The 25359-nt window shown below is 63.1% G+C and carries 24 protein-coding genes; 16 read left to right on the plus strand and 8 right to left on the minus strand.

The features are described 5' to 3' along the window. Nucleotides 1-35: 35 nt before the first annotated feature. The 3 genes from B2U07_RS07055 to B2U07_RS07065 all read left to right on the plus strand — a co-directional run bounded on the left by B2U07_RS07055 (nucleotide 36) and on the right by B2U07_RS07065 (nucleotide 2868). Nucleotides 36-563: a TRAP transporter small permease gene (locus B2U07_RS07055; RefSeq protein WP_197856229.1), complete on the plus strand. Its 528-nt coding sequence runs from the start codon at nucleotides 36-38 to the stop codon at nucleotides 561-563. Further along, entirely contained in the window at nucleotides 563-1843 is a 1281-nt protein-coding gene (locus B2U07_RS07060; protein ID WP_197856230.1) for a TRAP transporter large permease, read from the plus strand. Before B2U07_RS07055 ends, B2U07_RS07060 begins: the two co-directional genes overlap by 1 nt. Before the next feature lie 119 nt (nucleotides 1844-1962). Beyond that, a complete protein-coding gene (locus B2U07_RS07065) occupies nucleotides 1963-2868 on the plus strand; it encodes an EamA family transporter (RefSeq protein WP_275545876.1) in 906 nt (301 codons plus the stop codon). 117 nt (nucleotides 2869-2985) lie between these two features. Here B2U07_RS07065 and B2U07_RS07070 read toward each other — a convergent pair whose 3' ends face one another. Further along, nucleotides 2986-3741 carry a FadR/GntR family transcriptional regulator gene (locus B2U07_RS07070; RefSeq protein ID WP_197856232.1) on the minus strand — a complete coding sequence of 252 codons (756 nt, stop codon included), beginning with the start codon at nucleotides 3739-3741 and terminating at the stop codon, nucleotides 2986-2988. Between the two features lie 100 nt (nucleotides 3742-3841). Here B2U07_RS07070 and B2U07_RS07075 point away from each other — a divergent pair, with 100 nt between their 5' ends. After that, the gene (locus B2U07_RS07075) at nucleotides 3842-4717 is read left to right on the plus strand and encodes an aldose 1-epimerase (RefSeq protein ID WP_275545877.1); all 876 of its coding nucleotides are present in this window, start codon (nucleotides 3842-3844) and stop codon (nucleotides 4715-4717) included. Between the two features lie 245 nt (nucleotides 4718-4962). Then, entirely contained in the window at nucleotides 4963-5184 is a 222-nt protein-coding gene (locus B2U07_RS07080; protein WP_197856234.1) for a hypothetical protein, read from the plus strand. Between the two features lie 89 nt (nucleotides 5185-5273). On the opposite strand, the gene B2U07_RS07085 is transcribed toward B2U07_RS07080, so the two are convergent. The 4 genes from B2U07_RS07085 to purU form a co-directional block, all read right to left on the minus strand. Beyond that, nucleotides 5274-6758, minus strand: coding sequence for a helicase HerA-like domain-containing protein (locus tag B2U07_RS07085; protein ID WP_296276519.1), 1485 nt, complete (start codon nucleotides 6756-6758; stop codon nucleotides 5274-5276). A gap of 209 nt (nucleotides 6759-6967) precedes the next feature. Then, nucleotides 6968-7144 carry a hypothetical protein gene (locus tag B2U07_RS07090; RefSeq protein WP_197856236.1) on the minus strand — a complete coding sequence of 59 codons (177 nt, stop codon included), beginning with the start codon at nucleotides 7142-7144 and terminating at the stop codon, nucleotides 6968-6970. 11 nt (nucleotides 7145-7155) lie between these two features. Then, a complete protein-coding gene (locus tag B2U07_RS07095; RefSeq protein ID WP_275545879.1) occupies nucleotides 7156-7581 on the minus strand; it encodes a CBS domain-containing protein in 426 nt (141 codons plus the stop codon). 45 nt (nucleotides 7582-7626) lie between these two features. Beyond that, a complete protein-coding gene (gene purU, locus B2U07_RS07100; RefSeq protein WP_275545880.1) occupies nucleotides 7627-8478 on the minus strand; it encodes a formyltetrahydrofolate deformylase in 852 nt (283 codons plus the stop codon). Nucleotides 8479-8773: 295 nt separating this feature from the next. On the opposite strand from purU, the gene mvaT reads away from it, so the two are divergent. Beyond that, a complete protein-coding gene (mvaT, locus tag B2U07_RS07105; protein ID WP_275545881.1) occupies nucleotides 8774-9148 on the plus strand; it encodes a histone-like nucleoid-structuring protein MvaT in 375 nt (124 codons plus the stop codon). Nucleotides 9149-9403: 255 nt separating this feature from the next. Here the strand turns inward: mvaT and sbcB are convergent, their stop codons facing one another. Beyond that, entirely contained in the window at nucleotides 9404-10849 is a 1446-nt protein-coding gene (sbcB, locus tag B2U07_RS07110; protein WP_275545882.1) for an exodeoxyribonuclease I, read from the minus strand. Nucleotides 10850-11030: 181 nt separating this feature from the next. Between sbcB and B2U07_RS07115 the strand changes: the two genes are divergently transcribed. The 9 genes from B2U07_RS07115 to B2U07_RS07155 all read left to right on the plus strand — a co-directional run bounded on the left by B2U07_RS07115 (nucleotide 11031) and on the right by B2U07_RS07155 (nucleotide 22019). Then, nucleotides 11031-11789: a hypothetical protein gene (locus B2U07_RS07115; RefSeq protein ID WP_275545883.1), complete on the plus strand. Its 759-nt coding sequence runs from the start codon at nucleotides 11031-11033 to the stop codon at nucleotides 11787-11789. An 89-nt stretch (nucleotides 11790-11878) separates the two neighbouring features. Next, nucleotides 11879-12604, plus strand: a complete 726-nt coding sequence (locus B2U07_RS07120) for an RDD family protein (RefSeq protein ID WP_275545884.1) — start codon at nucleotides 11879-11881, stop codon at nucleotides 12602-12604. Further along, nucleotides 12601-13581: a stage II sporulation protein M gene (locus B2U07_RS07125; RefSeq protein ID WP_275545885.1), complete on the plus strand. Its 981-nt coding sequence runs from the start codon at nucleotides 12601-12603 to the stop codon at nucleotides 13579-13581. Before B2U07_RS07120 ends, B2U07_RS07125 begins: the two co-directional genes overlap by 4 nt. Further along, the gene (locus tag B2U07_RS07130; RefSeq protein WP_275545886.1) at nucleotides 13568-15154 is read left to right on the plus strand and encodes a DUF4129 domain-containing protein; all 1587 of its coding nucleotides are present in this window, start codon (nucleotides 13568-13570) and stop codon (nucleotides 15152-15154) included. The genes B2U07_RS07125 and B2U07_RS07130 overlap by 14 nt, the downstream gene beginning before the upstream one ends. Beyond that, nucleotides 15151-16341 (plus strand): DUF4350 domain-containing protein, encoded by a 1191-nt coding sequence (locus tag B2U07_RS07135; RefSeq protein WP_296276526.1) that lies wholly within the window; start codon nucleotides 15151-15153, stop codon nucleotides 16339-16341. The genes B2U07_RS07130 and B2U07_RS07135 overlap by 4 nt, the downstream gene beginning before the upstream one ends. A gap of 23 nt (nucleotides 16342-16364) precedes the next feature. Further along, nucleotides 16365-17372, plus strand: coding sequence for an AAA family ATPase (locus B2U07_RS07140; protein ID WP_419096329.1), 1008 nt, complete (start codon nucleotides 16365-16367; stop codon nucleotides 17370-17372). Next, nucleotides 17369-18700: a DUF58 domain-containing protein gene (locus B2U07_RS07145; protein ID WP_296276530.1), complete on the plus strand. Its 1332-nt coding sequence runs from the start codon at nucleotides 17369-17371 to the stop codon at nucleotides 18698-18700. The genes B2U07_RS07140 and B2U07_RS07145 overlap by 4 nt, the downstream gene beginning before the upstream one ends. A gap of 256 nt (nucleotides 18701-18956) precedes the next feature. Beyond that, nucleotides 18957-19538: a superoxide dismutase gene (locus B2U07_RS07150; protein ID WP_003462535.1), complete on the plus strand. Its 582-nt coding sequence runs from the start codon at nucleotides 18957-18959 to the stop codon at nucleotides 19536-19538. A gap of 417 nt (nucleotides 19539-19955) precedes the next feature. Next, entirely contained in the window at nucleotides 19956-22019 is a 2064-nt protein-coding gene (locus B2U07_RS07155) for a putative bifunctional diguanylate cyclase/phosphodiesterase (RefSeq protein ID WP_197856248.1), read from the plus strand. 314 nt (nucleotides 22020-22333) lie between these two features. On the opposite strand, the gene B2U07_RS07160 is transcribed toward B2U07_RS07155, so the two are convergent. Both B2U07_RS07160 and B2U07_RS07165 read right to left on the minus strand, forming a co-directional pair. Further along, nucleotides 22334-23239 carry a GIDE domain-containing protein gene (locus tag B2U07_RS07160; RefSeq protein WP_296276532.1) on the minus strand — a complete coding sequence of 302 codons (906 nt, stop codon included), beginning with the start codon at nucleotides 23237-23239 and terminating at the stop codon, nucleotides 22334-22336. A 10-nt stretch (nucleotides 23240-23249) separates the two neighbouring features. Beyond that, a complete protein-coding gene (locus tag B2U07_RS07165) occupies nucleotides 23250-23822 on the minus strand; it encodes a LemA family protein (protein WP_296276534.1) in 573 nt (190 codons plus the stop codon). A 190-nt stretch (nucleotides 23823-24012) separates the two neighbouring features. On the opposite strand from B2U07_RS07165, the gene B2U07_RS07170 reads away from it, so the two are divergent. Beyond that, complete coding sequence (locus B2U07_RS07170) at nucleotides 24013-25350, plus strand: imelysin family protein (RefSeq protein WP_296276535.1); 1338 nt, start codon at nucleotides 24013-24015, stop codon at nucleotides 25348-25350. Nucleotides 25351-25359 lie beyond the last annotated feature (9 nt).

Raw genomic sequence — 25359 nt, forward strand, 5'->3', positions numbered from 1 at the left:
CTCCCTGCCTGCGCCGCGCTACCGGTGAAAGTCTCATGAAAAACCTGGTTCTGGGCGTCAATGACGTCATCTACCGTGCCTGTATCGCGACCGCCGGCCTGGCGATCGTGGTCATGGCCCTGATCATCCCCTGGGGCGTGTTCAGCCGTTACGCACTCGGTCAGGGCCTGGGCTGGCCCGAACCCATCGCCATCCTGCTGATGGTGCTGTTCACCTTCGTCGGCGCCGCTGCCAGCTACCGCGCCGGTGCGCACATGGCCGTGCAGGTGCTGAGCGACCGCCTGCCCGAAGCGGCGCAACCCTTTCTTACCCTGTTCGTACGCCTGGCCATGGGCGCCATCGCCCTGTTCATGCTGATCTGGGGCTACAAGCTGTGCGTCGCCACCTGGAACCAGTACCTCAGCACGCTGACCTGGATGCGTGTCGGTATCAGCTACGCGCCGATTCCGCTGGGCGGCCTGATCACCCTGCTGTTCGTCATCGAACAACTGCTCTACGGCGACCAGCACAAACGCCGCGTCGTCGATTACGAGAACTGCGAAGATTCCAAGGAGTCCGTGTAATGGATGCCGCCATCCTGCTGGGCAGCTTCATTGTCCTGATTCTGCTGCGCGTCCCGGTCGCCTATGCCCTTGGCCTGGCCACCCTGATCGGCGCCTGGTACATCGACATTCCGCTACACGCGGTGATGATTCAGATCGCCGGCGGCGTGAACAAATTCTCCCTGCTGGCCATTCCGTTCTTCGTCCTGGCCGGCGCGATCATGGCCGAAGGGGGCATGGCTCGGCGCCTGGTGGCCTTCGCCGGGGTCCTGGTGGGCTTCGTCCGCGGAGGCCTGTCGCTGGTCAACATCACCGCCTCGACCTTCTTCGGCGCCATCTCCGGTTCCTCCCTGGCCGATACCGCCTCGGTCGGTTCGGTGCTGATCCCGGAAATGGAAAAGAAAGGCTACCCGCGCGAGTTTTCCACTGCAGTCACCGTCTCCGGCTCGGTACAGGCGCTGCTCACCCCGCCCAGCCACAACTCGGTGATCTACTCGCTGGCCGCTGGCGGTACGGTGTCCATCGCCGCGCTGTTCGTCGCCGGCATCGGCCCGGGCCTGCTGCTGAGCTTCACCATGGCGACGCTGTGCCTGATGTTCGCCAAGAAGCGCAACTACCCCAAGGGTGAAGTGATTCCGCTGCGCCAGGCGCTGAAAATCTGCGTCGAAGCTCTGTGGGGCCTGATGACCATGGTCATCATCCTCGGCGGTATCCTCAGCGGCGTGTTCACCGCCACCGAGTCGGCGGCCGTTGCCGTGGTCTGGGCCTTCTTCGTGACCATGTTCATCTACCGCGACTACAAGTGGAATGAACTGCCGAAGATGCTGCACCGCACCGTGCGCACGCTGTCGATCGTGATGATCCTGATCGCCTTCGCCGCCAGCTTCGGCTACATCATGACCCTGATGCAGATTCCGTCGAAGATCACCACCGCGTTCCTGACCCTGTCGGACAACCGTTACGTGATCCTGATGTGCGTCAACTTCATGCTGCTGGTGCTGGGCACGCTGATGGACATGGCGCCGCTGATCCTGATCCTCACCCCGATCCTGCTGCCGGTGGTGACCTCGTTCGGCGTCGATCCTGTGCATTTCGGCATGATCATGCTGGTCAATCTCGGTATCGGTCTGATCACGCCTCCGGTAGGTGCGGTACTCTTCGTCGGCGCCGCCATCGGCAAGGTCAGCATCGAGAGCACCGTCAAGGCGCTGCTGCCGTTCTACATCGCACTGTTCGCCGTGCTGATGGCCGTTACCTACATCCCCGCCATCTCGCTGTGGCTGCCGAGCGTGGTGCTCTGACCGCCAACCCAGGGCATTGAACGAAACGCCGCCCAACCGGGCGGCGTTTTGCTTTAGGGCCGAGACACCGCAGTCGCCGACAAGCGCTGCACAAGACCATGACCAACAGGATTTACGTCATGCAAGGTTCCACCCCGTTTCCCCGTCACATCGCCGTCCTGATTCTCGCGTCGCTGGCCTGCTCGTTCGCCGGCAACCATATCGCCGCGCGAATCGCCTTCGATCACGACACCGGCCTGCTCCTGGCGATGCTCGCGCGTGCCGGCGTGACCCTGCTGGTGCTGGTGGCGCTGGTGCTGTGGCGACGCGAGTCGTTGAAACTGGGCCGCGCCACCTGGGGCTGGCAGATTCTGCTGGGCCTGCTGATCGCCATCCAGAGCTTCTGCATCTACTCGGCCGTAGCGCGGATTCCAGTGGCGCTGGCATTGCTGGTGGTGAACCTGTCGCCGATTCTCCTGGCTCTGCTCACCTGGGCGCTCGGCGGCCCGGCACCGACGCGCCAGGCGCTGGCGATCATGGGCGTGATCCTGTTCGGCCTGGTGCTGGTGCTCGATGTTCCCGGACGCCTGACTGGCAGTGCCGCGCTGGATGGCGAATGGATCGCGGGAATTCTCTTCAGCCTGACCGCTGCCGGGGTATTCGCCGTCGCCCTGTGGATCACCGAAAACCGCCTTTCCAGCCTGGCCGGCTCGGTACGCAGCATGCTGACTTTGGCCGTGGTGTTCAGTGCCTCTACCTTGCTCGGCGCCAGCGGACTGATCCCGGGCGGCTTGAGCCTGCCCAATGCCAGCGTTGGCTGGATCGCGCTGGGCTGTCTGGTGCTGCTCTATGGCGCCGCCTTCTCCACCCTGTTCATCTGCATGCCGCGCCTGAACATCGCGCGTAACGCACCGGTGATGAACATGGAGCCGGTGGCCGGCATGGTGCTGGGCTGGCTGATCCTGGGTCAGGTATTGGGGATTCTGCAGGTGGTCGGCGGCCTGATCGTGGTCGGCGGTATCGTCGCCCTCGCCTATCGTCGCTAACAGCCCTTGAAACTACCTGCGTCTCAAAAAGGCTGCTGAGAAGCCATGCCCGCCCGCTTTTTCTCACTGCAGAAACGAACTCGGCGGCCTTGGGCCGCCGAGTTCATTCATCCAGTTTCAGCCGTGCAGCGCTTCGGCCTCGGCCGCTTCGTGCGCCTGACGCAGGCGCTCGCGACTGTTGGTCAGGTGCAAGCGCATGGCCGCTCGCGCCGCCTCGGCGTCCTGGCGCGCGATGGCCTCGAAGATCTGCTCGTGCTCGCGCTCCAGGCGCGCCATGTAATGGGTGTGATCGTCACGCGCCAGGCCGGCGGAGTTGACCCGGGTACGCGGGATGATGCTGGTGCCCAGATGACTGAGGATATCGGTGAAATAGCGGTTGCCGGTGGCCTCGGCAATGCGCAGGTGGAAATGAAAGTCCGAGGACACCGCATCACTGGCATGCGCGGCGCCGTCGTTGATCGCGTCCAGTGCCTCGCGAATGGCTTTGAGCTGAACGTCGCTGCGCCGAGCAGCCGCCATGCCGGCCGACTCCACCTCGAGACTGATGCGCAACTCGAGGATGGCCAGCACGTCGCGCAAGGTGACGATGGTCGCCGGGTCGATGCGAAAACCGCTGGCACTGGGTGTATCCAGCACGAAGGTGCCGATGCCGTGACGGGTCTCCACCAGGCCGGCCGCCTGCAAACGCGACAACGCCTCGCGCACCACGGTACGGCTGACGCCCTGCTCTTCCATGATCGCCGACTCCGTCGGCAACTTCTCACCGCGCTTGATATGTCCATCGCGAATGCGTTGCGACAGCTCGGCCACCAACTCCTGGGCCAGGCTGCGGTGCTTGCGACGAGCACGTGGTTGAGCGTTTTGCATTTCCATGGTGGGCGGATACTCGACTTGAGGCTTTGCCGTAATGATAGCCCAGCAGTTGTACGATGACACTATGAATTCCCGACATTTACCGCCATTGGAGCGCCAAATGCCAACTACTCTGCTGACCCTGCGCGATAGCCTGACACAACTGACCATGGCTCCGGACCTGGGCGCAAGTCTGGTCAACTGGGTTCGCCTAAGCGATGGCCGAGCACTGCTTCGGCACAGTGACGAACAGGCGCTAGCCGCCGCCAACCCTAGGCGTCTGGCCTGCTACCCATTGCTTCCCTGGTCCAATCGCATCGGTGGCGGCGGCTTCGATACGCCTGCCGGCTGGCAGGCACTGAGCGCCAATACCGACCATGAGCCGCTGCCGATTCATGGCAGCGCCTGGCAACAGCCCTGGCAAGTAGTCGACGTGACATCCGACAGCGTAGGCCTGCAACTCGACAGCCACTCGCCATTCCCCTACCGCGCCACATTGCATGTTCAATTAATCGACGGCTGCCTGCGCCTGACGTTACAAGCCACTCATCTTGGCGAGCAGCCCACCTGGTATGGCCTCGGCCTACATCCTTATCTGCCACGCAATGAGCACACTCGGATACAGGCCAAAGCTGCAGGCGTCTGGTTATGTGGCGAAAACAAACTTTCCAGTCAGTGGGTCGAGTTGCCCCAGGCCTGGAACTTCGACGAGCCAACACTGCTGCCGCAGCAACTTGTCGATAATGCCTTTACCCAATGGCCCGGCGACGCCCGCATCATCCAGCAGGACGCCGGTTATCAACTCGTCTGCACAGCACAGGGCAGCGATGTATTTCTGTTGTTTTGCCCGCAAGCACAGAACTTCTTCTGTTTCGAGCCCGTCACCCACCCGGTCAATGCGCATCATCTGGCACAGCGTCCAGGCCTGCAGTTACTGGCTCCGGGGCAAAGCTGTCGACTGAGTTTCAGCCTGCATTATCAGGCGCTGTCCGGCTGATTACTGGACATTCATGAGACGTCGGCGATAATACACGCCAGTTGCACTGTGCAACTTTTCTCGCGAAAAACTTACAAATAGATAAGTAACCGCAGAGACGGAGAGCGATGCAAAGCGCGAACTTTGTAAACCCCTCTTCCACGCCCCCAAGGCGTACGACCCTTTAGATCGACTCCCGACCGCAACAGTGAAGCCAGGCGCTTCACGCGTCGTGGGCCGATCATAACTACATACAGGTAAAACCAGTGACGAAAGACGAACTGCGCGCCGAACTCGAGCGCCAGGCGCAGCGTTACAAGGATGTATACGGCGGAGAAGTCATCACCTACGCCGCTCAGCCGGACCCGGATCGCAAACCCTGGCGCAAGAAACCCAGCCTGCTCGATCAGGCCTTCGACAAAGAAATCGAAAAAATCGAGAAAGAACGCCAGGAAAAACGCGACGCCGCCGACGAAGTTGCCAGCTAGGTCCAACTTCGAACCTAAGTAGGGCGTGTGAAACCCGCCAAAACTGCAATCGCCAGTTTCACCCGCCCTACTGTTATTTCAGCGTTTCCCTAGCGCTTCTTGCCGCCCATCAGCGACCCCATCAACCCTCGCACCAGTTGCCGGCCCAGTTGGTTGGCCGCTTGGCGCAAGGCACTTTTCACCGCCCCGCCAATCAACTCTCCCGCCATCTGCCCCAGCCCTTGCTCCTGCGTAGCGGCCTTGGCCTTCGTAGTCGGCTGTGCCGGCGCCTCGGCGGCCGCCTGGGCGGCGCGCGCAGTGAGCAGCTCATAGGCCGATTGCCGGTCGACAGGCTTGTCGTAGCGCCCCGCGAGCGATGACTGGCGTACCAGTGCCGCACGCTCCGAATCGCTCAGCGGGCCGATACGCGACTGCGGTGGGGCGATGGCCACGCGCTGGACCATCGCCGGTGTGCCCTTCTCCTCCAGGGTTCCGACCAAGGCCTCACCTATACCCAGCTCCGTCAACACGCTAAGCGTGTTGAACGCCGGATTCGGACGAAAGCCGTCGGCCACGGCGCGCAAGGCCTTCTGCTCCTTGGCGGTGAAGGCGCGCAGGCCGTGCTGGATGCGCAGGCCGAGCTGGGCCAGCACATCATCCGGCAGGTCTCCCGGCGACTGGGTGACGAAATACACCCCGACGCCCTTTGAGCGAATCAACCGCACCACTTGCTCCAGGCGCTCCTGCAGGGCCTTTGGCGTGCCCTGAAAAAGCAGGTGCGCCTCATCGAAGAACAGCGCCAGTACCGGTTTGTCGGCATCGCCACGCTCCGGCAACTGCTCGAACAGTTCGGCCAGCAGCCACAGCAGAAAGGTCGCATACACCTTGGGCGCTTCGTGGACCAGGCGCGTGGCATCGAGCAGGTGCACGCGGCCACGGCCATCGCGGTCCGGGTGCAATAGATCCTCGAGCTGTAACGCCGGCTCGCCGAACAGCGCCTCTGCGCCCTGCTGTTCCAGGCCTGCCAGACGCCGCAGCAACGCCTGCGCGGAGGTGCTGGTGAACAGCGCCGCGTCTTCCCCGAGCACCTGCGGATTGTCCTTGAGGTAGCCGAGCAGCGCCTTCAGGTCCTTCAGATCGAGCAGCAGCAGACCTTCGCGATCAGCCACCTTGAATGCCGCGTAGAGCGCGGCCTGCTGGCTATCGGTCAGCTCCAGCAGTGCGCCAAGCAACAATGGCCCCATCTCGCTGAGCGTGGTGCGCAAAGGGTGACCGCTCTGCCCATGCACGTCCCACAGGGTCACCGGGTAGGCCTGAGGCTGATGATCGAGCCAGGGCATGCTGGCAATGCGTTCGGCGATCTTGCCCTGAGGCGCACCGGCAGCACCGAGGCCACACAAATCGCCTTTGACATCGGCGGCGAATACCGCCACCCCGGCATCGCTGAAAGTCTCGATCAAGCGTTGCAGGGTTACCGTCTTGCCGGTACCTGTGGCGCCGGCGATCAGGCCGTGACGATTGCCCAGTCGCAGCGGCTGCCCCACCGCCTGGCCATCACTGCCTGCACCCAATACGAACTGCGAATTCAAAGGCATCTTGCCATCCCCTGGAAGCCGTGAGCGGCCGCGAAAGCACTTTCAAGCGCAGCCGTGGTACACAAGACTGGTTGCAGAGCGATGCGCACGCAAGATCACATGAGCAAAAACCTGCAATCTCGATGATCACGGCAGGCCGAGTGCTTCATGTATCGATCAGTAATACCTGCTGGACATGACGAAGGGCGCCACAGCGCCCTTTTCGCTCGTCACTCCTGCTCGGTCTTAGGCCCCTGTCGCTCCTGCAACTGTCGCCACAGCTCGGCGGCTTCGGCGAACTCGGTGCCATCTTCTTCGCTGAGTGCATCGGGGTCGTAACGCCGCACGCAGCCCTCGCCCAATGTCGGCGGCGCCTTGGAGGTCGCCTTGTCTAGTGGATCGCTCATCACCCCTGCCCTCAACCGATGCTCAGCTCGCCCTGCTCGTGCTGGGCGAACTCCTTGACCGCCCGAAGCACGTCATGGCGACTGATCTGTCCGACCAGACGGCCATTCTCGATCACCGGCATGCGCCGGCGCCGGCCACGCAGGAAACGCTCCGACAGTTCGATGATGTCCGCCTCCGGGCTGACCGTCTCCACCGCAGTGGTCATATAGGTGCTGACAGTGCCGCCGATAGCTTCGTAGTAGGCACCGGAGAGAATGCCACGCAAGCAGTCCCCTTCCGACAGCAGGCCAATCAGATGACCTTGGGAGTCGACCACCGGCGCTCCGGAAATCCGGTGCTCCAGCAGTCGATTGATGGCAGTGAACAGATCCGTATCCGATCGGAACGTCACCAGATGGCGAGTCATGTAATCGCGCACCTTGATGGACTTGAGCATGGGCTTTCTCCTCTGACGTACGCCGGGCCGGCCCACGCAGCAAGATCAGTCGAACACCACCGTCTTGTTGTCGTGTACCAGCACTCGGTCTTCCAAGTGATAGCGTAGCCCACGTGCCAGAACCATCTTCTCCACGTCCTTGCCCAGGCGCACCATTTCCTCGATATCGTCGCGATGCGTCACGCGGACTACATCCTGTTCGATGATCGGACCAGCATCCAGTTCTTCGGTAACGTAATGAGATGTTGCACCGATCAGCTTCACGCCACGCAGAGAGGCCTGGTGGTAAGGCTTGGCACCGACGAAGGACGGCAGGAAGCTGTGATGGATATTGATCACGCGCTGGGCGAATTCGGCGCACAGCGCTGGCGGCAGAATCTGCATGTAGCGCGCCAGAACGATGACATCGGCCCCATGCTCCTTGACCAGACGCTCCACCTCGGCGAAGGCCGGTGCCTTGTCCGCAGGATCGACCGGTACATGGAAATAGGGAATGCCATGCCATTCGACCATGCTGCGCAGGTCGTCATGGTTGGCGATCACGCAGGGGATCTCACAATCAAGTTCATTGCTGTGCCAACGGTGCAGCAAGTCGGCCAGGCAGTGCGATTCGCGACTGGCCATCAGCACCACGCGCTTCTTCTGCGCCGAGTCGGTGACGCGCCACTCCATGGAGAACTCGCGAGCGATGGGCGAGAACGCCTGCTTGAAACCCTCCAGATCGAATGGCAGCGAGTCGGCACGAATTTCGTGACGCATGAAGAACCAGCCACTCTGCGTGTCGGAGTGGTGACTGGCTTCGGTGATCCAGCCGTTATAGGTGGCGAGAAAATTACTGACTTTGGCAACGATGCCGACGCGGTCGGGGCAGGAAATCACCAATCTGAACGTGCGCATAACTAAGATCCCAATGGCGGCGCATAAAGCCGGCCATTCTAACGATAAGCCGGCAAAACTGCAGTAGGGCGACGACGGGCGCTCGGCTTAGGACGCCCGGCTAACCCATTAGCGTGGAGCCTGGAAAACTTCCCAGCGCTATTTGTAATAGTCGATTTAATTTAGGCCTAGTCGACACAAAGGGTTGCATTGCACTGCAGCAATTTTATGTGCCGCTGTTTACTTGTTATTAGTGCCTGACTATTATTAGGCCACTGTTGACTACCACAGACTTATTCACGCCAAGGTAACGCCCATGTCGCTGATCAATGAATACCGCGCTACAGAAGAAGCCATCAAAGAACTGCAAGAACGCCTGAAGAACCTGTCGCAAGACGACAAGCTAAAGAAAGAGCTGGAATTCGAAGGCAAGCTGCGCACCCTGATGGGCGAATATCAGAAGTCGCTGCGCGACATCATTGCTCTGCTCGATCCTGAAGCCAAAAGCGGCAAAGGCGTCCGTTCCGCCAAGCCTGCTGCCACCAAGCGCGCGCGCAAGGTCAAGCAATACAAGAACCCGCACAGTGGTGAAGTGATCGAAACCAAAGGCGGCAACCACAAGACGCTGAAAGAGTGGAAGGCCAAGTGGGGCGCCGACGCCGTCGAGGGCTGGGCCACGCTGCTGGGCTAACGCCAGGGCAACACCGCAAAACGCCAGCCATGCTGGCGTTTTTTATTGCCGGTATTTTTTTCATGCGTCAGAAAAGCAGTTTTAGGCAATGTTTTTGAGTAGCGAGTTGGCACGCTCAATTAGCAGTAGTTTTACTGTGCCGTCAGCAGGCGTGATCCTGCACCCGCGAAAGTTCCCAACGCCTAGACTTTTTCTTGGAAACAGCTGACGAGCGCGAGCGTTTTCATCCCGTTGGCATAGCAGTCCTGGACGAAATCAGACCACGATCCCATCCACAGCAAAACGCGCCTGCAGTTCTTCTGCATAGGCCTGCCACTGTTGCAGAAGTTGCAGTTGCCGGGGGCTGCAGCCAAGCCGCGATTGCTCCAGCGCTGCGCGAAATTGCCCCAGAGTATTGGGAGCGCCGAACTGTGGATCGCTCAATCGCTGCCGGCAAAAATCCACCCAGCGCTGACCTTCGTCGGGCGACAAGCTGTCGGGAAAGTTGCGCGCGCGATAACGAAACAACAACTCCGGCAGTCGCGCATCATCGAATGGCCATTTGTCGTCGGCCAACGACTGAGGCTGAGCACTACGCACCTGTTCGCACAGGCGACGATCACGGTCGCCGATAAAACCATCGTAGAGCTGCTGCTCAGGATCGCTGCTGCCGGTGAAGGGCTCCTCGCGGTAGATGGCGGCCAGTTTGTCCTGCCACAGCGACTGCGCGTTCTTCAGGGCCTCGACGTTGCGCTCGCAGAGCGACCAGTCCAGCTGCAGCCGCTGACGATCCGTCTCACGCAGCACGGCCAAGGGCGCCACCACCGGACAGCGGTTGATATGCAGCAACTTCAAAGGTACCGGCGCTTCGCCCTCGGCCAGGTCTTCGCGGCGCGTGTAGAGGCGACTGCGCAGGACTTCGGCATCCAGGTCCAGCAAGGGCGATGGATCGGCCTGCAGGTCGCAGACGATCAGCGCGTTACGATTGCGCGGATGCCATGCCAACGGCAGCACCGGCGCCAGATAGTGACGCGCCGCAGAGAAACGTCCGGAAATATGCAGCACCGGCTGCAGCAGGCGAATCTGATCCATGACCCGCTGCTTGCTGCGCAGCTGATAGAGGAAGTCGTAGAGCCGAGGCTGCCGCTCACGCAGCAGGCGCGCCAGGCCGATGGTCGCACGCACGTCGGACAGCGCATCGTGCGCCTGGCCGTGATCGATGCCGTTGGCCTGGGTCAGCCGCTCCAGCTTGAGCGATACACGCCCGTCTTCCTCGGGCCACTCGATGCCCTCAGGGCGCAGCGCGTAGGCGGTACGGACCAGATCGATCAGGTCCCAACGGCTGTTGCCGCCCTGCCATTCGCGGGCGTACGGGTCGAAGAAATTGCGGTAGAGACTGTAGCGCGTCACCTCGTCATCGAAGCGCAAGCTGTTGTAGCCGGCGCCGCAGGTGCCCGGCGCCGACAGCGCGGCATGCACCCGGGTGATGAACTCACCCTCGTCCAGGCCCAGCTGCAGCAGGCGCTGCGGCTCGATACCGGTCACCAGGCAGGCAGCCGGGTGCGGCAGGATATCGTCGCTGGGCCGGCAATAGATGTTCAGCGGCTCGCCGATCTCGTTCAGCGCCTCGTCGGTACGGATGCCCGCCACCTGCAACGGACGATCACAACGCGGGTTGATCCCGGTGGTCTCGTAGTCGTACCAGAAAATGCTGGAAGTCATTGGCGGCTCCGTACCCAAGGCAAAATTGCCGCCAGTCTATCATTCACCTCCGGCCTCGCCGCCGCCGGCAAAAGCATGAACCAGCGCACAGGTGCCGCATGAACGGACGCACTGCACTTGAGAAAAATGCTGTAACCATTAGCATTGGCGCTCCTCTTCCACTCTGTACAAGGACGCAGCCATGAGTGACGCGATCACCCCCAATCCCTACGCAGCCCCCACCAGCGACCTGCAACAGTCGTCTCTGGGCCATGCGCCGAGCATCGAAGAGGCCCTGGCACGCGGTTATGACTTCAGCATCGGCGAACTGCTGAGTGAGTCCTGGAGCAAGGTCAAAGGCACCAAAGGCATCATCATCGGTGGCTTCCTGGTGTTCTACGTGGTGCTTCTGGCAGCCACTTTCATCCTCGGCGGCGTAGTGGGCATCTTCGGCGCGCTGAGCGAGAACCTGTTTCTGGTATTCGTCGGCGAGATCCTGATTTCGCTGCTGGCCTCGGCACTGGCCTACCCCTTCATGGCCGGCATCAACATGGTCGGCATTCGCCGTGCGGCCGACCAACCGCTGAGCTTCAACGAGATCTTCAGCCACTTTGGCCGCACCGTACCGCTGATCATCACCGCCGTGGTGATGATGCTGCTGATCTACCTCGGCATGATCCTGCTGCTGATCCCCGGCATCTACCTGGGCGTTGCCTATCTGCTGGCCATCCCGCTGGTGGTCGAGCGCGGCCTGTCGCCCTGGCAGGCGCTGGAAGCCTCGCGCAAAGCCATCACCCAGCACTGGTTCAAGGTCTTCGGTCTGTTCATCGTGCTCGGTCTGATCGTCATGGTCAGCGCCATTCCGCTGGGCATCGGTCTGGTGTGGAGCATTCCGCTGATGGTCGTGGCCATGGGCGTGCTGTATCGCACCATTTTCGGCGTGCTGCCGGCCGCCCAGTAAGCCGACGTGACTCGGGCCAGCTCGCTGGCCCGGTTGCGTTCGTGGCCCGCTGCTCGCTAGCATCGGGCTTTCCTTGATGCAGTCCGCCGATGCCCTCACGCTCAAGCGCCAGCTTTTCATCCCCCCTGCCGCCCCTGGATACCCGCTATCAGGTCGAAACGCCGGAAGGCATCGATCTGCATCTGCGACCGGCCGGGCTGGTCCCGCGCGCCCTGGCGTTCGCCATCGACCTGGCCATTCGCGGCCTGATTCTCGCCCTGATGTTCATCGTCCTCGGCCTGCTCGGTCAGTTCGGCATGGGTCTGGGCACCATCCTGCTGTTTCTCGTGACCTGGTGGTACATGGTGCTGTTCGAGGTACTCAACCAGGGTCGCTCCCCCGGCAAGCAGATGCTTGGCCTGCGCGTGGTGCACGATGACGGCACGCCCATCGGCTGGGCTGCCTCGCTGACCCGCAACCTGCTGCGCTTCGTCGACATCCTGCCGTTCGGCTACACCCTGGGCATCATCAGTTGCCTGAACCATCCGGCGTTCAAGCGTCTCGGCGATATCGCCGCCGGCACGCTGGTGGTCTACCGCGACGCGCCGCTGAGCAAACCGCAACTCGCCGACGCCGAACCGCTGCAAGCGCCCTTCCCGCTCAGCCTCGGCGAGCAACGCGCCATCCTCGGTTTCGCCGAACGTGGCAGTCAGTTGTCCGCAGCCCGCAGAGCGGAGCTGGCGGCGCTACTGGCCGAACCGCTGCAGGTGCCTGTAGAGCAGGCAGAACCGCGCCTCAACGGCATCGCCCGTGGCCTGCTGGGGAGCGCTCCGTGAAGCAGAGTCTGTTCGAAAGTCGCCATCAGCCGGACTGGGATGCCTTCAACAGCCAGCTCGAGGCACTCGAGCGCGGCAAGGCCGAAGCGCAAACCTGCCAGAGCTTCGCCGCCCGCTATCGACAACTCTGCCAGCACCTGGCTCTGGCCCAGGCGCGCGGCTACAGCAGCCATCTGATCGATCAACTGCAGCAGTTGGCCATGCGTGGCCATCAGCAGTTCTACCGTCATCGCAGCCACCTTGGCGCGCAGATGATCCGCTTTCTGTTCGGCGGTTTTCCGCGCCTGGTTCGTAGCGAATGGCGCAGCGTCTGCGTCGCCAGCCTGCTGTTCTTCGGCAGCCTGGCCCTGATGGGGCTGCTGACATACCTCTATCCCGAACTGATCTTCAGCCTGGTCAGCCCCGATCAGGTCAGCGAAATGGAGCGTATGTACGATCCCGATGCGCGCCGCCTCGGCCGCTTCAGCGAACGCGGCTCCGGCGATGACTGGGTGATGTTCGGCTTCTACATCATGAACAACATCGGCATCGCCTTTCAGACCTTCGCCAGCGGCCTGCTGCTGGGCCTCGGCAGCCTGTTCTTTCTGCTGTTCAACGGTTTGATGATCGGCGCCGTGGCGGGCCACCTGACGCGCATCGGCTACGGCGAGCCGTTCTGGTCCTTCGTCATCGGCCATGGCGCCTTCGAGCTGACCGCCATCGCCCTGGCCGGCGCGGCAGGCTTCAAGCTCGGCTGGGCGCTGCTCGCGCCGGGCCGTCTGCCCCGCGGCGAAGCCCTGCGCCTGGCAGCCGGCAAGGCGATCCAGCTGGTCTGCGGGGTGATCCTGTTCCTACTGCTGGCCGCATTCATCGAAGCGTTCTGGTCGTCAACCACCTTCGCCAGCCCGAACATCAAGTACATCGTCGGTGCGGGTCTCTGGGTACTGGTACTGAGCTATCTGCTACTGGCCGGGCGGAGGCAGCATGCGCCTGACTGAAGCCAGCGTCGCCATTCGCCCGCGCAGCGCCTGGGAAGCCATCGACCTCGGCGTGCTGCTGGCCCGTCGTCACGCCGGCCTGCTGATGGCCAGCTGGGCGCTGGTCACCCTGCCGCTGTTCGCCCTGCTCTGCGCCCTGCTCTGGCAGTATCCGGGTTGGGCAGTGTTCCTGTTCTGGTGGCTCAAACCCGCCTATGAGCGGCTGCCGCTGTACATTCTTTCGCAGGCGCTGTTCGGCAATACGCCCTCGCTGAAGCAATCTTTGCGTGCGCTGCCGAAACTGCTGTGGCCACAGTTGCTGGCCAGCCTGACCTGGCGCCGTCTGAGCCCGACGCGCAGCTTCGATCTGCCCGTGCTGCAGCTCGAAGGCCTCTCCGGTCAGGCGCGCAGCCAGCGTCTGGTGGTGCTCGGCCAGCGCGACAGCGCCGCCGCTACCTGGCTGACGCTGGTGGGCGTGCACCTGGAAATCGCGTTGTGGATGGGCCTGGTCGCCCTGTTTTACCTGATGCTGCCGCAACAGATGGAGCTGGACTGGACCTGGGAAAGCCTGATCGCCGCCAGCAGCGGCCAGTGGTTGTGGCTGGAGCACCTGTCCAACCTGCTCTACGTACTGCTGCTGATCCTCTGGGAACCGGTCTACGTCGCCTGCGGCTTTACCCTCTATCTCAATCGCCGTACCGCCCTGGAGGCCTGGGATATCGAGCTGACCTTCCGCCGCCTGCACCAGCGCCTGACTGGCAGCGCCTACGCTCTGCTGCTCGGTTGCGCTGTGCTGCTGGCGCAGCTGCCAGGCGATGCCTGGGCCGACACGCCGCCGATCGTCAGCGAAGAGGTTGAGCAGACCGACGCGCAAGCCCCCGATGCCCCGCGCATGCTCAAGCAGCCGCTGACCAGCCAGGCCGCACGTGAAAGCATCGAAGCGCTGCTCGACGAGCCACCCTTCCAGCATCGCGAAACCGTCACGCGCTGGCGTCTGGGCGAAGAGAAGCCTGCAGAAGACCCCAAACCGGAAGACGTCGAAGCCTTCCTCGACATGCTCAAGAACCTGCTCAAGCTGGGCGAGTGGTGGAAGAGCCTGGATGTCGTCGCGCAAATTTTCGAAGTGCTGCTGTGGGCGGCGCTGGCCGCATTGCTGGCCTTCATCTTCTGGCGCTATCGCGAATGGCTGCAGGCCTTTGGCGAGCGCATCGGCCTGCCGACGCGGCGCCGGTCAGCGGCGCCGCAACAACTCTTTGGCCTGGAACTGGCGCCGGAGAGCCTGCCCGATGACGTCGCCAGCGAAGCCGAGCGGCTCTGGGCCGAACAACCGCGCGCGGCACTGGGCCTGCTCTACCGCGCCCTGCTCAGCCGCCTGCTGCACGAACACCGTCTGCCGCTGAAGCAGTCGCACACCGAAGGGGAAGTGCTGCACCTGGTAGCCGGCCTTGGGCAGCAGAACCTGGAGGACTATAGTCGCCTGCTCACCCAGCACTGGCAGGCGCTGGCTTATGGTCACCGCGTGCCCACCGAGTCCCTACGTCAGAGCCTGTGCCAGGATTGGCGCAGCTTGTTCGGCCAGGAGCGTGCGGCATGAGTCGGCGCAGCGGATTCATCCTCGCCATGACCCTGCTGCTGGTTGTGGGGCTGATCGCCAGCTACGTGCTGGGCAAACTCGAACCGTATGAAGACGTGATCGAGCACGGCCCTGCCCCCGAGGTTGCCAGCAGCCCCTACCTGGCCGCCGAACATTTTCTGCGCAAGCAGGGCATCGCCGCGCGCCGCGCAGAAGGCCTGGAAGTGCTCGACGATCTGCCCAGCAAAGGCCAGACCCTGATGCTGCTGGCCGACCGCGGCAACATGACGCCGCGCCAGGTCGAGCGCGTACTGCAATGGACGGCCAATGGCGGTCATCTGCTGTTCATCGCCGAACGACTGTGGGACGAAGAGGACGGCGAGAGCGGCGACCTGTTGCTCGACCTGCTCGGCATCCAGCAGTACATGAGTGACGAGCTGGACGATGAAGAGGCCAGCGAGGCGCAGGCGGAAAACCAGCAGGACGAAGCGCGCGAGGCCTACCCGCAACTCACCAAGCTCTACCTGGAGAACGAGCAGGCGCCGGCCTATATCGCCTTCGACACCGACTTCCACCTGTACGACGCGCAGAATCGCGCGCATGCCTGGGCCAACAGCGAGGCCGCCACGCACCTGTTGCAGCTGTACCACGGCGATGGCCTGATTACCGTACTGAGCGACCCGTGGATCTGGCAGAACCGCAACATCAACGAATACGACCACGCCTGGCTGCTCTGGTATCTGAGCCAGGACAGCGCCGTGACCCTGCTCTACCAAGCCGACAGCGAAGGCCTGGCGCGCCTGCTGCTGCGCCATTTCCCGCTGGCCTTGCTGGTTCTGGCCCTGCTGATCATCGCCGCCCTGTGGCACGTCGGCGTGCGTCACGGCCCGCTGCAGGCACCGGCCAGCCGGGCACGCCGCCAGCTCGAGGAACACCTGCGCGGCAGCGCCGACTTCCTCCTTCGCCGCAGTGGCCAGCACAGCCTGCTCAAAGGCCTGCAGCAGGACATCAATCGCCGTGCGCGACGCCGCTACCCAGGCTTCGAGAAGCTCGCCGTAGCCGATCAGTGGCAGGTGCTCGGTCGCCTGACCCGCCTGCCCGCTAAGGACATCAGCCAGGCCATGCGCCCCTTGCCGCCGCAACGCCTGTCCGCCAGTGACTTCACCCGCCAGGTCGCCCACCTGCAAACCCTCAGGAATGCCCTATGAGCGAGATCCCCGAGAACGACAACCTGCCGGAGCAGGAAACCCCGGCCGCCGCGCCGAGCAATCCGCAGGTACAGCAACGCCAGCGTGCCAGCCAGCTGGCGCAGGCCCTGCGCGCCGAACTGCGCAAGGCCGTGATTGGCCAGAGCGCGGTGATCGATGACGTGCTCACCGCACTGATCGCCGGTGGCCACGTGCTGGTCGAAGGCGTGCCCGGCCTGGGCAAGACGCTACTGGTACGCGCCCTGGCGCGTTGCTTCGGCGGCGAGTTCGCGCGTATCCAGTTCACCCCGGACCTGATGCCCAGTGATGTCACCGGCCATGCCGTGTACGACATGCAGAGTGAGCAGTTCAAGCTGCGCAAGGGCCCGGTATTCACCAACCTGCTGCTGGCCGACGAGATCAACCGCGCACCGGCCAAGACCCAGGCCGCGCTACTGGAAGTGATGCAGGAACGCCAGGTCACCCTGGAAGGTCGCGCCCTGCCGGTACAGCTGCCGTTCATGGTGCTGGCGACCATGAACCCGATCGAGCAGGAAGGCACCTACCCGCTGCCGGAAGCCGAGCTGGACCGCTTCATGCTCAAGCTGCGCATGGATTATCCGCAGCAGGACGAAGAGCTGAACATGGTGCGCCAGGTGACCCGCTCGGCCAAGGCCGACATGCTCGAAGTCAGCCCGCTGCGCACCCTGTTGCAGGCCAAGGACGTGCTGGCACTGCAGAAGATTGCCAGCGACCTGCGCCTGGATGACCAGGTGCTCGATTACGCCGTACGCCTGGCCCGTGCTACTCGCAGCTGGCCGGGCCTGGCCATGGGCGCCGGGCCGCGCGCCTCCATCGCCCTGGTGCGCGGCGCCCGTGCTCGCGCGCTGCTGCGTGGCGGCGACTTCGTTCTGCCGGATGACATCAAGAGCTGCGCACTGGCCGTGCTGCGCCATCGCGTGCGTTTGGCGCCTGAGCTGGATATCGAAGGCCTGTCGGTGGATCAGGTTCTGCAGCAGCTGCTCGATCAGGTACCGGCACCGCGCCTATGAAACCTTCGCGCCTGCTCCTCGGGCTGCTCGGCGGCCTGTTCGCCGCTGCCGTGCTGCTCGGCGCCCTGCCACTGCTCGGCATTCGCCTGGCAGAAAGTCTGATGCCGCTGGCCTGGGGGCTGTTGCTGGCCTTGCTGCTGATCGTTGCCGTCGATGGGCTGTGGCTGCGCCGCCAGGGCTCGCCGCGCCTGGAGCGCGTGCTACCCGGCAACCTGCCGCTGGGACGCTGGAGCGAGGTGCAACTGATCGCCCATCACGATTTCACCCAAACACAGGAAATCGAAGTCTTCGATCATGTGCCCGAAGGCATGGCCTTCGAGTTCCTGCCACAACGCATCACCCTGCACCCCGGCCAGCAGACGCGCGTCAGCTATCGCCTCAAGCCGCTGATCCGCGGGCACTTCCATTTCGCCCGGTGCGAGCTGAAGCTGCCAAGTCCACTGCGCCTGTGGCAGGCCAAACGCCTGCTGCCGCTCGCCGACGAAAGCCGCGTCTACCCGGATTTCGCGCGTCTCTACGGCGCGCAGCTCAAAGCCGTGGACGACTGGCTGAGCCAACTGGGCGTGCGCCAGCGCCCACGCCGCGGCCTGGGCCTGGAGTTTCACCAGCTACGTGAGTTTCGTGACGGCGACACGCTACGCCAGATCGATTGGAAGGCCACCGCCCGCAAGCGCATGCCCATCGCCCGCGAGTATCAGGACGAGCGCGATCAGCAGATCGTCTTCCTACTCGACTGCGGCCGGCGCATGCGCAGCCAGGACGACGAGCTGTCGCACTTCGACCACGCCCTCAATGCCTGCCTGCTACTCAGCTACGTGGCGCTGCGCCAGGGCGATGCGGTGGGCCTGGCGACCTTCGCCGGCAACCAGTCACGCTACCTGGCACCGGTCAAGGGCCCCGCGCAACTGAACGTGCTGCTCAATGCCGTCTATGACCTCGACACCAGCCAGCAACCGGCCGACTTCAGCGCTGCTGCCGACTTGCTGCTGGCGCGTCAGCGCCGCCGCTCGCTGGTGGTATTGGTGACCAACCTGCGCGACGAGGATGACCAGGATCTGCTCGCCGCCGTACGCCGCCTGTCGCGCCAACACCGCGTGCTGATCGCCAGCCTGCGCGAGGAAGCGCTGGACCGCCTGCGCCATACGCCCGTGGAGCAATTCGACCAGGCCCTCGCCTACTGCGGCACGCTCGACTACCTCAACGCCCGCGCCGAATTGCACGAACGCCTGGCTGCCCATGAGGTGCCGGTGCTCGACGCCCGCCCGGGCGAACTGGGCCCGGAGCTGGTCAGCAGTTATCTGGCCTGGAAAAAAGCCGGAGCCCTGTAAAGGCAACTGCTGGCGCGCACGATGGTCGAAGCCACTGTCGCAGAGGCCCTGGCACCGGCTTTCCCACACAGATGTTGCGTGGTTATGGCCGTGGCCGGGTGCTATGATCCCGAGTCTGCGGCGCAAAGAGTACAAACTCGACGCCGCTTCGAGTGGTGTTTGCAAAGCCGCTAGCGCAGCAGTTGTGAACGCCCTCCACGGGCCGCCCGTGATCGGCCTGGCGCATACCGCACACGACCTGAGTAGGAGATAGACCATGGCTTTTGAATTGCCGCCGCTGCCTTACGAAAAGAATGCTCTCGAGCCGCACATTTCCGCCGAGACCCTCGAATTCCACCACGACAAGCACCACAACACCTACGTCGTGAACCTGAACAACCTGGTGCCGGGCACCGAGTTCGAAGGCAAGAGCCTGGAAGAGATCGTCAAGACTTCCTCGGGCGGCATCTTCAACAACGCCGCTCAGGTGTGGAACCACACCTTCTACTGGAACTGCCTGTCGCCAAACGGCGGTGGCCAGCCCACTGGCGCCCTGGCTGACGCCATCAACGCTGCCTTCGGTTCCTTCGACAAGTTCAAGGAAGAGTTCAGCAAGGTCTCCATCGGCACCTTCGGTTCCGGCTGGGGCTGGCTGGTGAAGAAAGCTGACGGTTCCCTGGCCCTGGCCAGCACCATCGGCGCCGGCTGCCCGCTGACCAGCGGCGACACCCCGCTGCTGACTTGCGACGTCTGGGAACACGCCTACTACATCGACTACCGCAACCTGCGTCCGAAGTACGTCGAGGCGTTCTGGAACCTGGTCAACTGGGACTTCGTCGCCCAGAACTACGCGGCCTGAGTCCAAGCCCCGTAACGCAAAAACCCGGCCCATGTGGCCGGGTTTTTCGTGTCTGGCACCTGGGTCGGCGTCTCGGGCAAGCCTTCGCCGGGCTCCGCCAGATCTGTGCGCTCGACACACCAGTGATGTAGATTCAGCCATGAACCAGTGCCGGTCCATGCCAGGCCGCAGCAGGCGCAAAGCAGCCTCGCCAGGCAACAGACACCGCCTTCCATCAATCCGACAAAGGGTGCTCAAGTCTCACGCAATCGCACCGACATAGGGCAACGCATCGACCTGGAAGCGCCGATTCTCATCATGAACATTCCTTATAGGATAAAAAGTGCCACCAGACATGATGGCCCTTTGACGGCTAGGGCTAGATTGCCAATACTCTCGTCTGAATGACGCTGCACGCATCGACATAAGGAATTGCCTTTGAAGCTGGAATTAAAGAACAGCTTGTCACTCAAGTTGCTCCGCGTGGTGCTGCTTTCCGCACTGGTGGTCGGAGTGGTATTGAGCTGCGCGCAAATCGTCTTCGATGCCTACAAGACACGCCAGGCGGTCGCGAACGATGCTCACCGCATTCTCGGCATGTTTCGCGATCCATCGACCCAGGCCGTGTACAGCCTGGACCGTGAAATGGGCATGCAGGTAATCGAGGGCCTGTTCCAGCACGAGTCGGTGCGCTACGCCTCCATTGGTCACCCCAACGAGCCGATGCTCGCCGAACGCTCGCGCGAGCTGGCACAAATGCCCACGCGCTGGCTGACCGACCCGATCCTCGGTCAGGAACAGCAGTTCGCTACCAAACTGGTCGGCCGCGGTCCTTACAGCGAATACTACGGCGACCTCAACATCACCCTCGACACGGCGCCCTACGGCGAGAGTTTCGTCACCAACTCGGTGATCATCTTCATCTCCGGCGTGCTGCGCGCCATGGCCATGGGCCTGGTGCTCTATCTGGTCTACCACTGGCTGCTGACCAAGCCACTGTCGAAGATCATCGAACACCTCACCAGCATCAATCCCGACCGACCCAGCGAACACAAGCTGCCGATGCTCAAGGGCAACGAGAAGAACGAGCTGGGCCTGTGGATCAACACCGCCAACCAGTTATTGGCCTCGATCGAACGCAACACCCACCTGCGTCGTGAAGCCGAGAACAGCCTGCTGCGCATGGCCCAGTACGATTTCCTCACCGGCCTGCCCAACCGCCAGCAATTGCAGCAGCAGCTCGACCAGATTCTCGAAGACGCCGGCCGCCTGCAGCGCCGCGTCGCCGTATTGTGCGTCGGCCTCGACGACTTCAAGGGCATCAACGAACAGTTCAGCTACCAGAGCGGCGATCAGTTGCTGCTCGCCCTCTCCGATCGCCTGCGCAGCCACAGCGGGCGTCTCGGCGCACTGGCCCGCCTGGGCGGTGACCAGTTCGCCCTGGTTCAAGCCGACATCGAGCAGCCTTACGAAGCCGCCGAGCTGGCGCAGAGCGTGCTCGACGATCTGGAACTGCCCTTTTTGCTCGATCAGCACGAAGTGCGCCTGCGCGCCACCATCGGTATCACCCTGTTCCCGGAAGACGGCGACAGCACCGAGAAGCTGCTGCAGAAAGCCGAACAGACCATGACCCTGGCCAAGAGTCGCTCGCGCAACCGCTACCAGTTCTACATCGCCAGCGTCGACAGCGAGATGCGCCGCCGCCGTGAGCTGGAGAAGGACCTGCGTGATGCCCTGGCGCAGAACCAGCTGCACCTGGTCTACCAGCCGCAGGTGGATTATCGCGACCACCGCGTGGTCGGCGTCGAAGCGCTGCTGCGCTGGCAGCATCCGCAACATGGCTTCGTCGCGCCGGACCTGTTCATTCCGCTGGCCGAGCAGAACGGCACCATCATCCCCATCGGCGAGTGGATTCTCGATCAGACCTGCCGCCAGCTGCGCGAATGGCACGACCAGGGCTTCAGCGACCTGCGCATGGCCATCAACCTGTCCACCGTGCAGCTGCACCATGCCGAGCTGCCGCGCGTGGTCAACAACCTGATGCAGGTCTACCGCCTGCCGCCCAGGAGCCTCGAGCTGGAAGTCACCGAGACCGGCCTGATGGAAGACATCAGCACCGCGGCCCAGCACCTGCTCAGCCTGCGTCGCTCCGGTGCACTGATCGCCATCGACGACTTCGGTACCGGCTATTCCTCGCTGAGCTACCTGAAGAGTTTGCCGCTGGACAAGATCAAGATCGACAAGAGCTTCGTGCAGGACTTGCTCGAAGACGAGGACGACGCAACCATCGTTCGCGCCATCATCCAGTTGGGCAAGAGCCTGGGCATGCAGGTCATCGCCGAGGGCGTGGAAACCGCCGAACAGGAGGCCTACATCATCGCCCAGGGCTGCCACGAGGGTCAGGGCTACCTGTACAGCAAGCCGCTACCGGCGCGCGAGCTGACGCTGTTCCTCAAGCAGGCCAGACGCCTGAGCTCGGCCGCCAACCCGGCCACGCTCTGAGGCGTACTGCTCTGATCGCCTTCGAGCGCTTCTTGTGTGAACGGAATTACGCCATATCGGCGGGCTTGTTCGTTCAAGGGGCTGGGAAGGCTTCGCGGTATTTCCGGCGACAGCGCCTGCCCGACCGTGGGAGCGGACTTGTCCGCGAAGCCTTTCTACAGAGCCCGTCAAACTCGCGGACAAGTCCGCTCCCACGAACACCAATCTGCCCGCAGCGTTCCAATAAACGTCGGTGCGTGTTCTACCTTTCCCCGACCCCCTCACCACTAAACGGAAGACGATGGACGAGCATTGAGCGCTCAGGTTGCGTCTTTCTAGAAGTGCTGCACACCCAATAACCAGGCCGTGGCCAAGGCACCTGCCAGGCACAACACGGCACCACCGGCAGCCTGCCAATAGAAATTGCGCGCCAGTTCGTCCTCCCCGCTGTTGGAGAGGATGAACGGCTGACGTTCACCGGGCTTGGCCATCTGGTGCCGCGCCGGCTCGGAGGCTTTCTGCCGGTGGCGATCCTCGGCCTCCAGCTGCGCAGCCAGGCGTACGCGATTCCATTCCTGCTCATCGAGCTCACCGTTGCCGTCGCTGTCGAAGCGCCGCAGCAGGCCTGCGTAGTCGCCCTTCCATTCGCGGATCACTTCACCCTGAGCGGCATGCCTGTCGAATCCCTGCTGCGCAGCGCCGAGGGTGCGAAAATCTCCGATGGCATACAGCGGCTGGCCAACGTGAAAGCGCTCCTCGCTGTAGCGATAACGCTGGCCACTGGTAAGAAAGCCGAACAGCCCGGTCTTGGCCGGGCCCAGCGGGTGGCGCAGATTGCCCTCCCACACCTCGCGCACCGCTGCTCTGATCTCGGCACCGCGCGGGTCGATCAGGCATTCGCCGGTACCATCGACCAGGCGCAGCCAGGCATCGCTGGCGCCACTCTCGATTACCCGCCAGCTACGCTTCTTGCCGCTGGAGCGATATTCCTCGATACGAAAGCGCCACCACAGGCACGGTTTGCCGGTCAGCGGCCCGCGAACCGGCATGTCCGGCAGCGCTTCGAGCACACCATAGAGTTCGACATAACCCTGCGCCGCCGAGCGGATCTTCGAGGTGGGCGTATCGAGCAGATGACGCGCCTGAGACCAACGCCGCAAGAACCACCAGGCGCCGCCGAGGCAGGCGCCAAGGGTAAAGGCCAGTGTCGTGAAGAAGCCAAGAGGGTCGGCTTGCAACATCGGCAGGCGCTCAGTTGAATAACGATTTCAGATCTACGTCTGCCTTCTCCGCCTCGCTGAACACCAGCAAGTCGGCAGCCTGGAAGTTGAACATGCGCGCGACGATCACATCGGGGAACTGCTCGATGCGCACGTTGTTGAGATTAACCGCCTCGTTGTACAGCTCGCGGCGGTCGGCGATGCCGTTCTCCAGGCCGCTGATGCGCTGCTGCAGATGCTGGAAACTGTCGTTGGCCTTGAGCTCCGGGTAGTTCTCGGCCAGGGCGAACAACTGGCCGAGGCCGGCACGCAGGCCACTCTCGGCCTTGCCCAGGGCGCCGACGTCCTGCTGCTCGCGAGCGCTGGCCACAGCGCTACGCGCGGCGATCACGCGCTCCAGGGTCGAGCCTTCGTACTGCATGTACTGCTTGCAGGTCTCCACCAGCTTGGGCAGTTCGTCGTGGCGCTGCTTGAGCAGCACGTCGATGTTCGACCAGGCCTTGCTCACCCCATGCTTGAGGCGCACCAGGCCGTTATACAGGGACACCGCGTAGGCGCCGAGCAGGACGAGGACGACGATAACGATCACGGCGGTCAGGCTCATGCAGTTTTCTCCATGCAGAACTGCGAATCAGGTGCCGGCATTCTAGCGACAGGAACGACATGTGGCAGCGATATCCCGCACAAGGGCAAATAATGGCCTTTACACATAATGCGAAACATTTGCATTATGTCGCGGCTTTTTCAGGTACGCCTGCGTACCGTCCACATTCGTACATGCAAAGGACCCCGCCATGATTCGTATGCCCCTGGCTTCGGCCAGCCTGCTGGCCATCGCCATTTCCCTCGCTGGCTGCGGCGAAGACAAAGCTCCCGCCACCCAGGCTGCAGCGCCTGCCGCCGCCACCGAGAGCGCGGCTCCGGCCACTGCCGCGAAGGTCGACGAAGCAGCGGCGAAGGCCGTGGTCAATCACTACGCCGATCTGGCCCTGGCCGTGTTCAGCGACGCCGCCAGCACTGGCAAAGACCTGCAGGCTGCAGTCGATGCGCTGCTCGCCGACCCCAGCGAGGCGACCCTGAAAGCCGCCCGCGAAGCCTGGCTGGCTGCGCGCGTGCCGTACATGCAGACCGAAGTGTTCCGTTTCGGCAACCCGGTGGTCGACGAGTGGGAAGGCCAGCTCAATGCCTGGCCGCTGGACGAAGGCCTGATCGACTACGTCGCCGAAGATTACCAGCATGCGCTGGGCAACCCGGGCGCGCAGGCCAACATCATCGCCAACACCGAGATCCAGGTCGGCGAAGACAAGATCGACGTCAGCGAGATCAACGGCGAACTGCTGGCCAGCCTGAACGAGCTGGGCGGCTCCGAAGCCAACGTCGCCACCGGCTACCATGCCATCGAGTTTCTGCTCTGGGGCCAGGACCTGAACGGTACCGAGCCGGGTGCTGGCGAGCGCCCCTACACCGACTACCTGGTCGGCGAAGGCGCCACCGGTGGCCACAACGAGCGTCGCCGCACCTACCTGAAAGCCGCCACCGATCTGCTGGTCAGCGATCTGGAGGAAATGGTCGAACAGTGGAAGGACGGCGTGGAAGGCAACTACCGCAGCGAACTGGTCGCCGATTCGGGCGAGAACGGCCTGCGCAAGATGCTGTTCGGCATGGGCAGCCTGTCGCTCGGCGAACTGGCTGGCGAGCGCATGAAAGTGGCGCTGGAGGCCAACTCCACCGAAGACGAGCACGATTGCTTCAGCGACAACACCCACAACTCGCACTTCTACAACGGCAAAGGCATTCGCAACGTTTACCTGGGCGAATACAAGAAAGCCGACGGCACCACCCTGACCGGTCCGAGCCTGTCCGAGCTGGTCGCCAAGGCCGACGCCCAGGCCGATGCCACGCTCAAGGCCGACCTGCAGGAAACCGAAGCCAAGCTGCAGGCCCTGGTCGACAGCGCCGAGAAGGACAACGTGCACTTCGACCAGCTGATCGCCGCCGACAACGCCGAAGGCCAGCAACTGGTGCGTGACGCCATCGCCGCCCTGGTCAAGCAGACCGGCGCCATCGAGCAGGCAGCGGGCAAGCTGGGTATCAGTGACCTGAACCCGGACACCGCCGATCACGAATTCTGATCGAACAGC

Source organism: Pseudomonas sp. UBA7530 (assembly GCF_002479365.1).
Lineage (GTDB): Bacteria > Pseudomonadota > Gammaproteobacteria > Pseudomonadales > Pseudomonadaceae > Aquipseudomonas.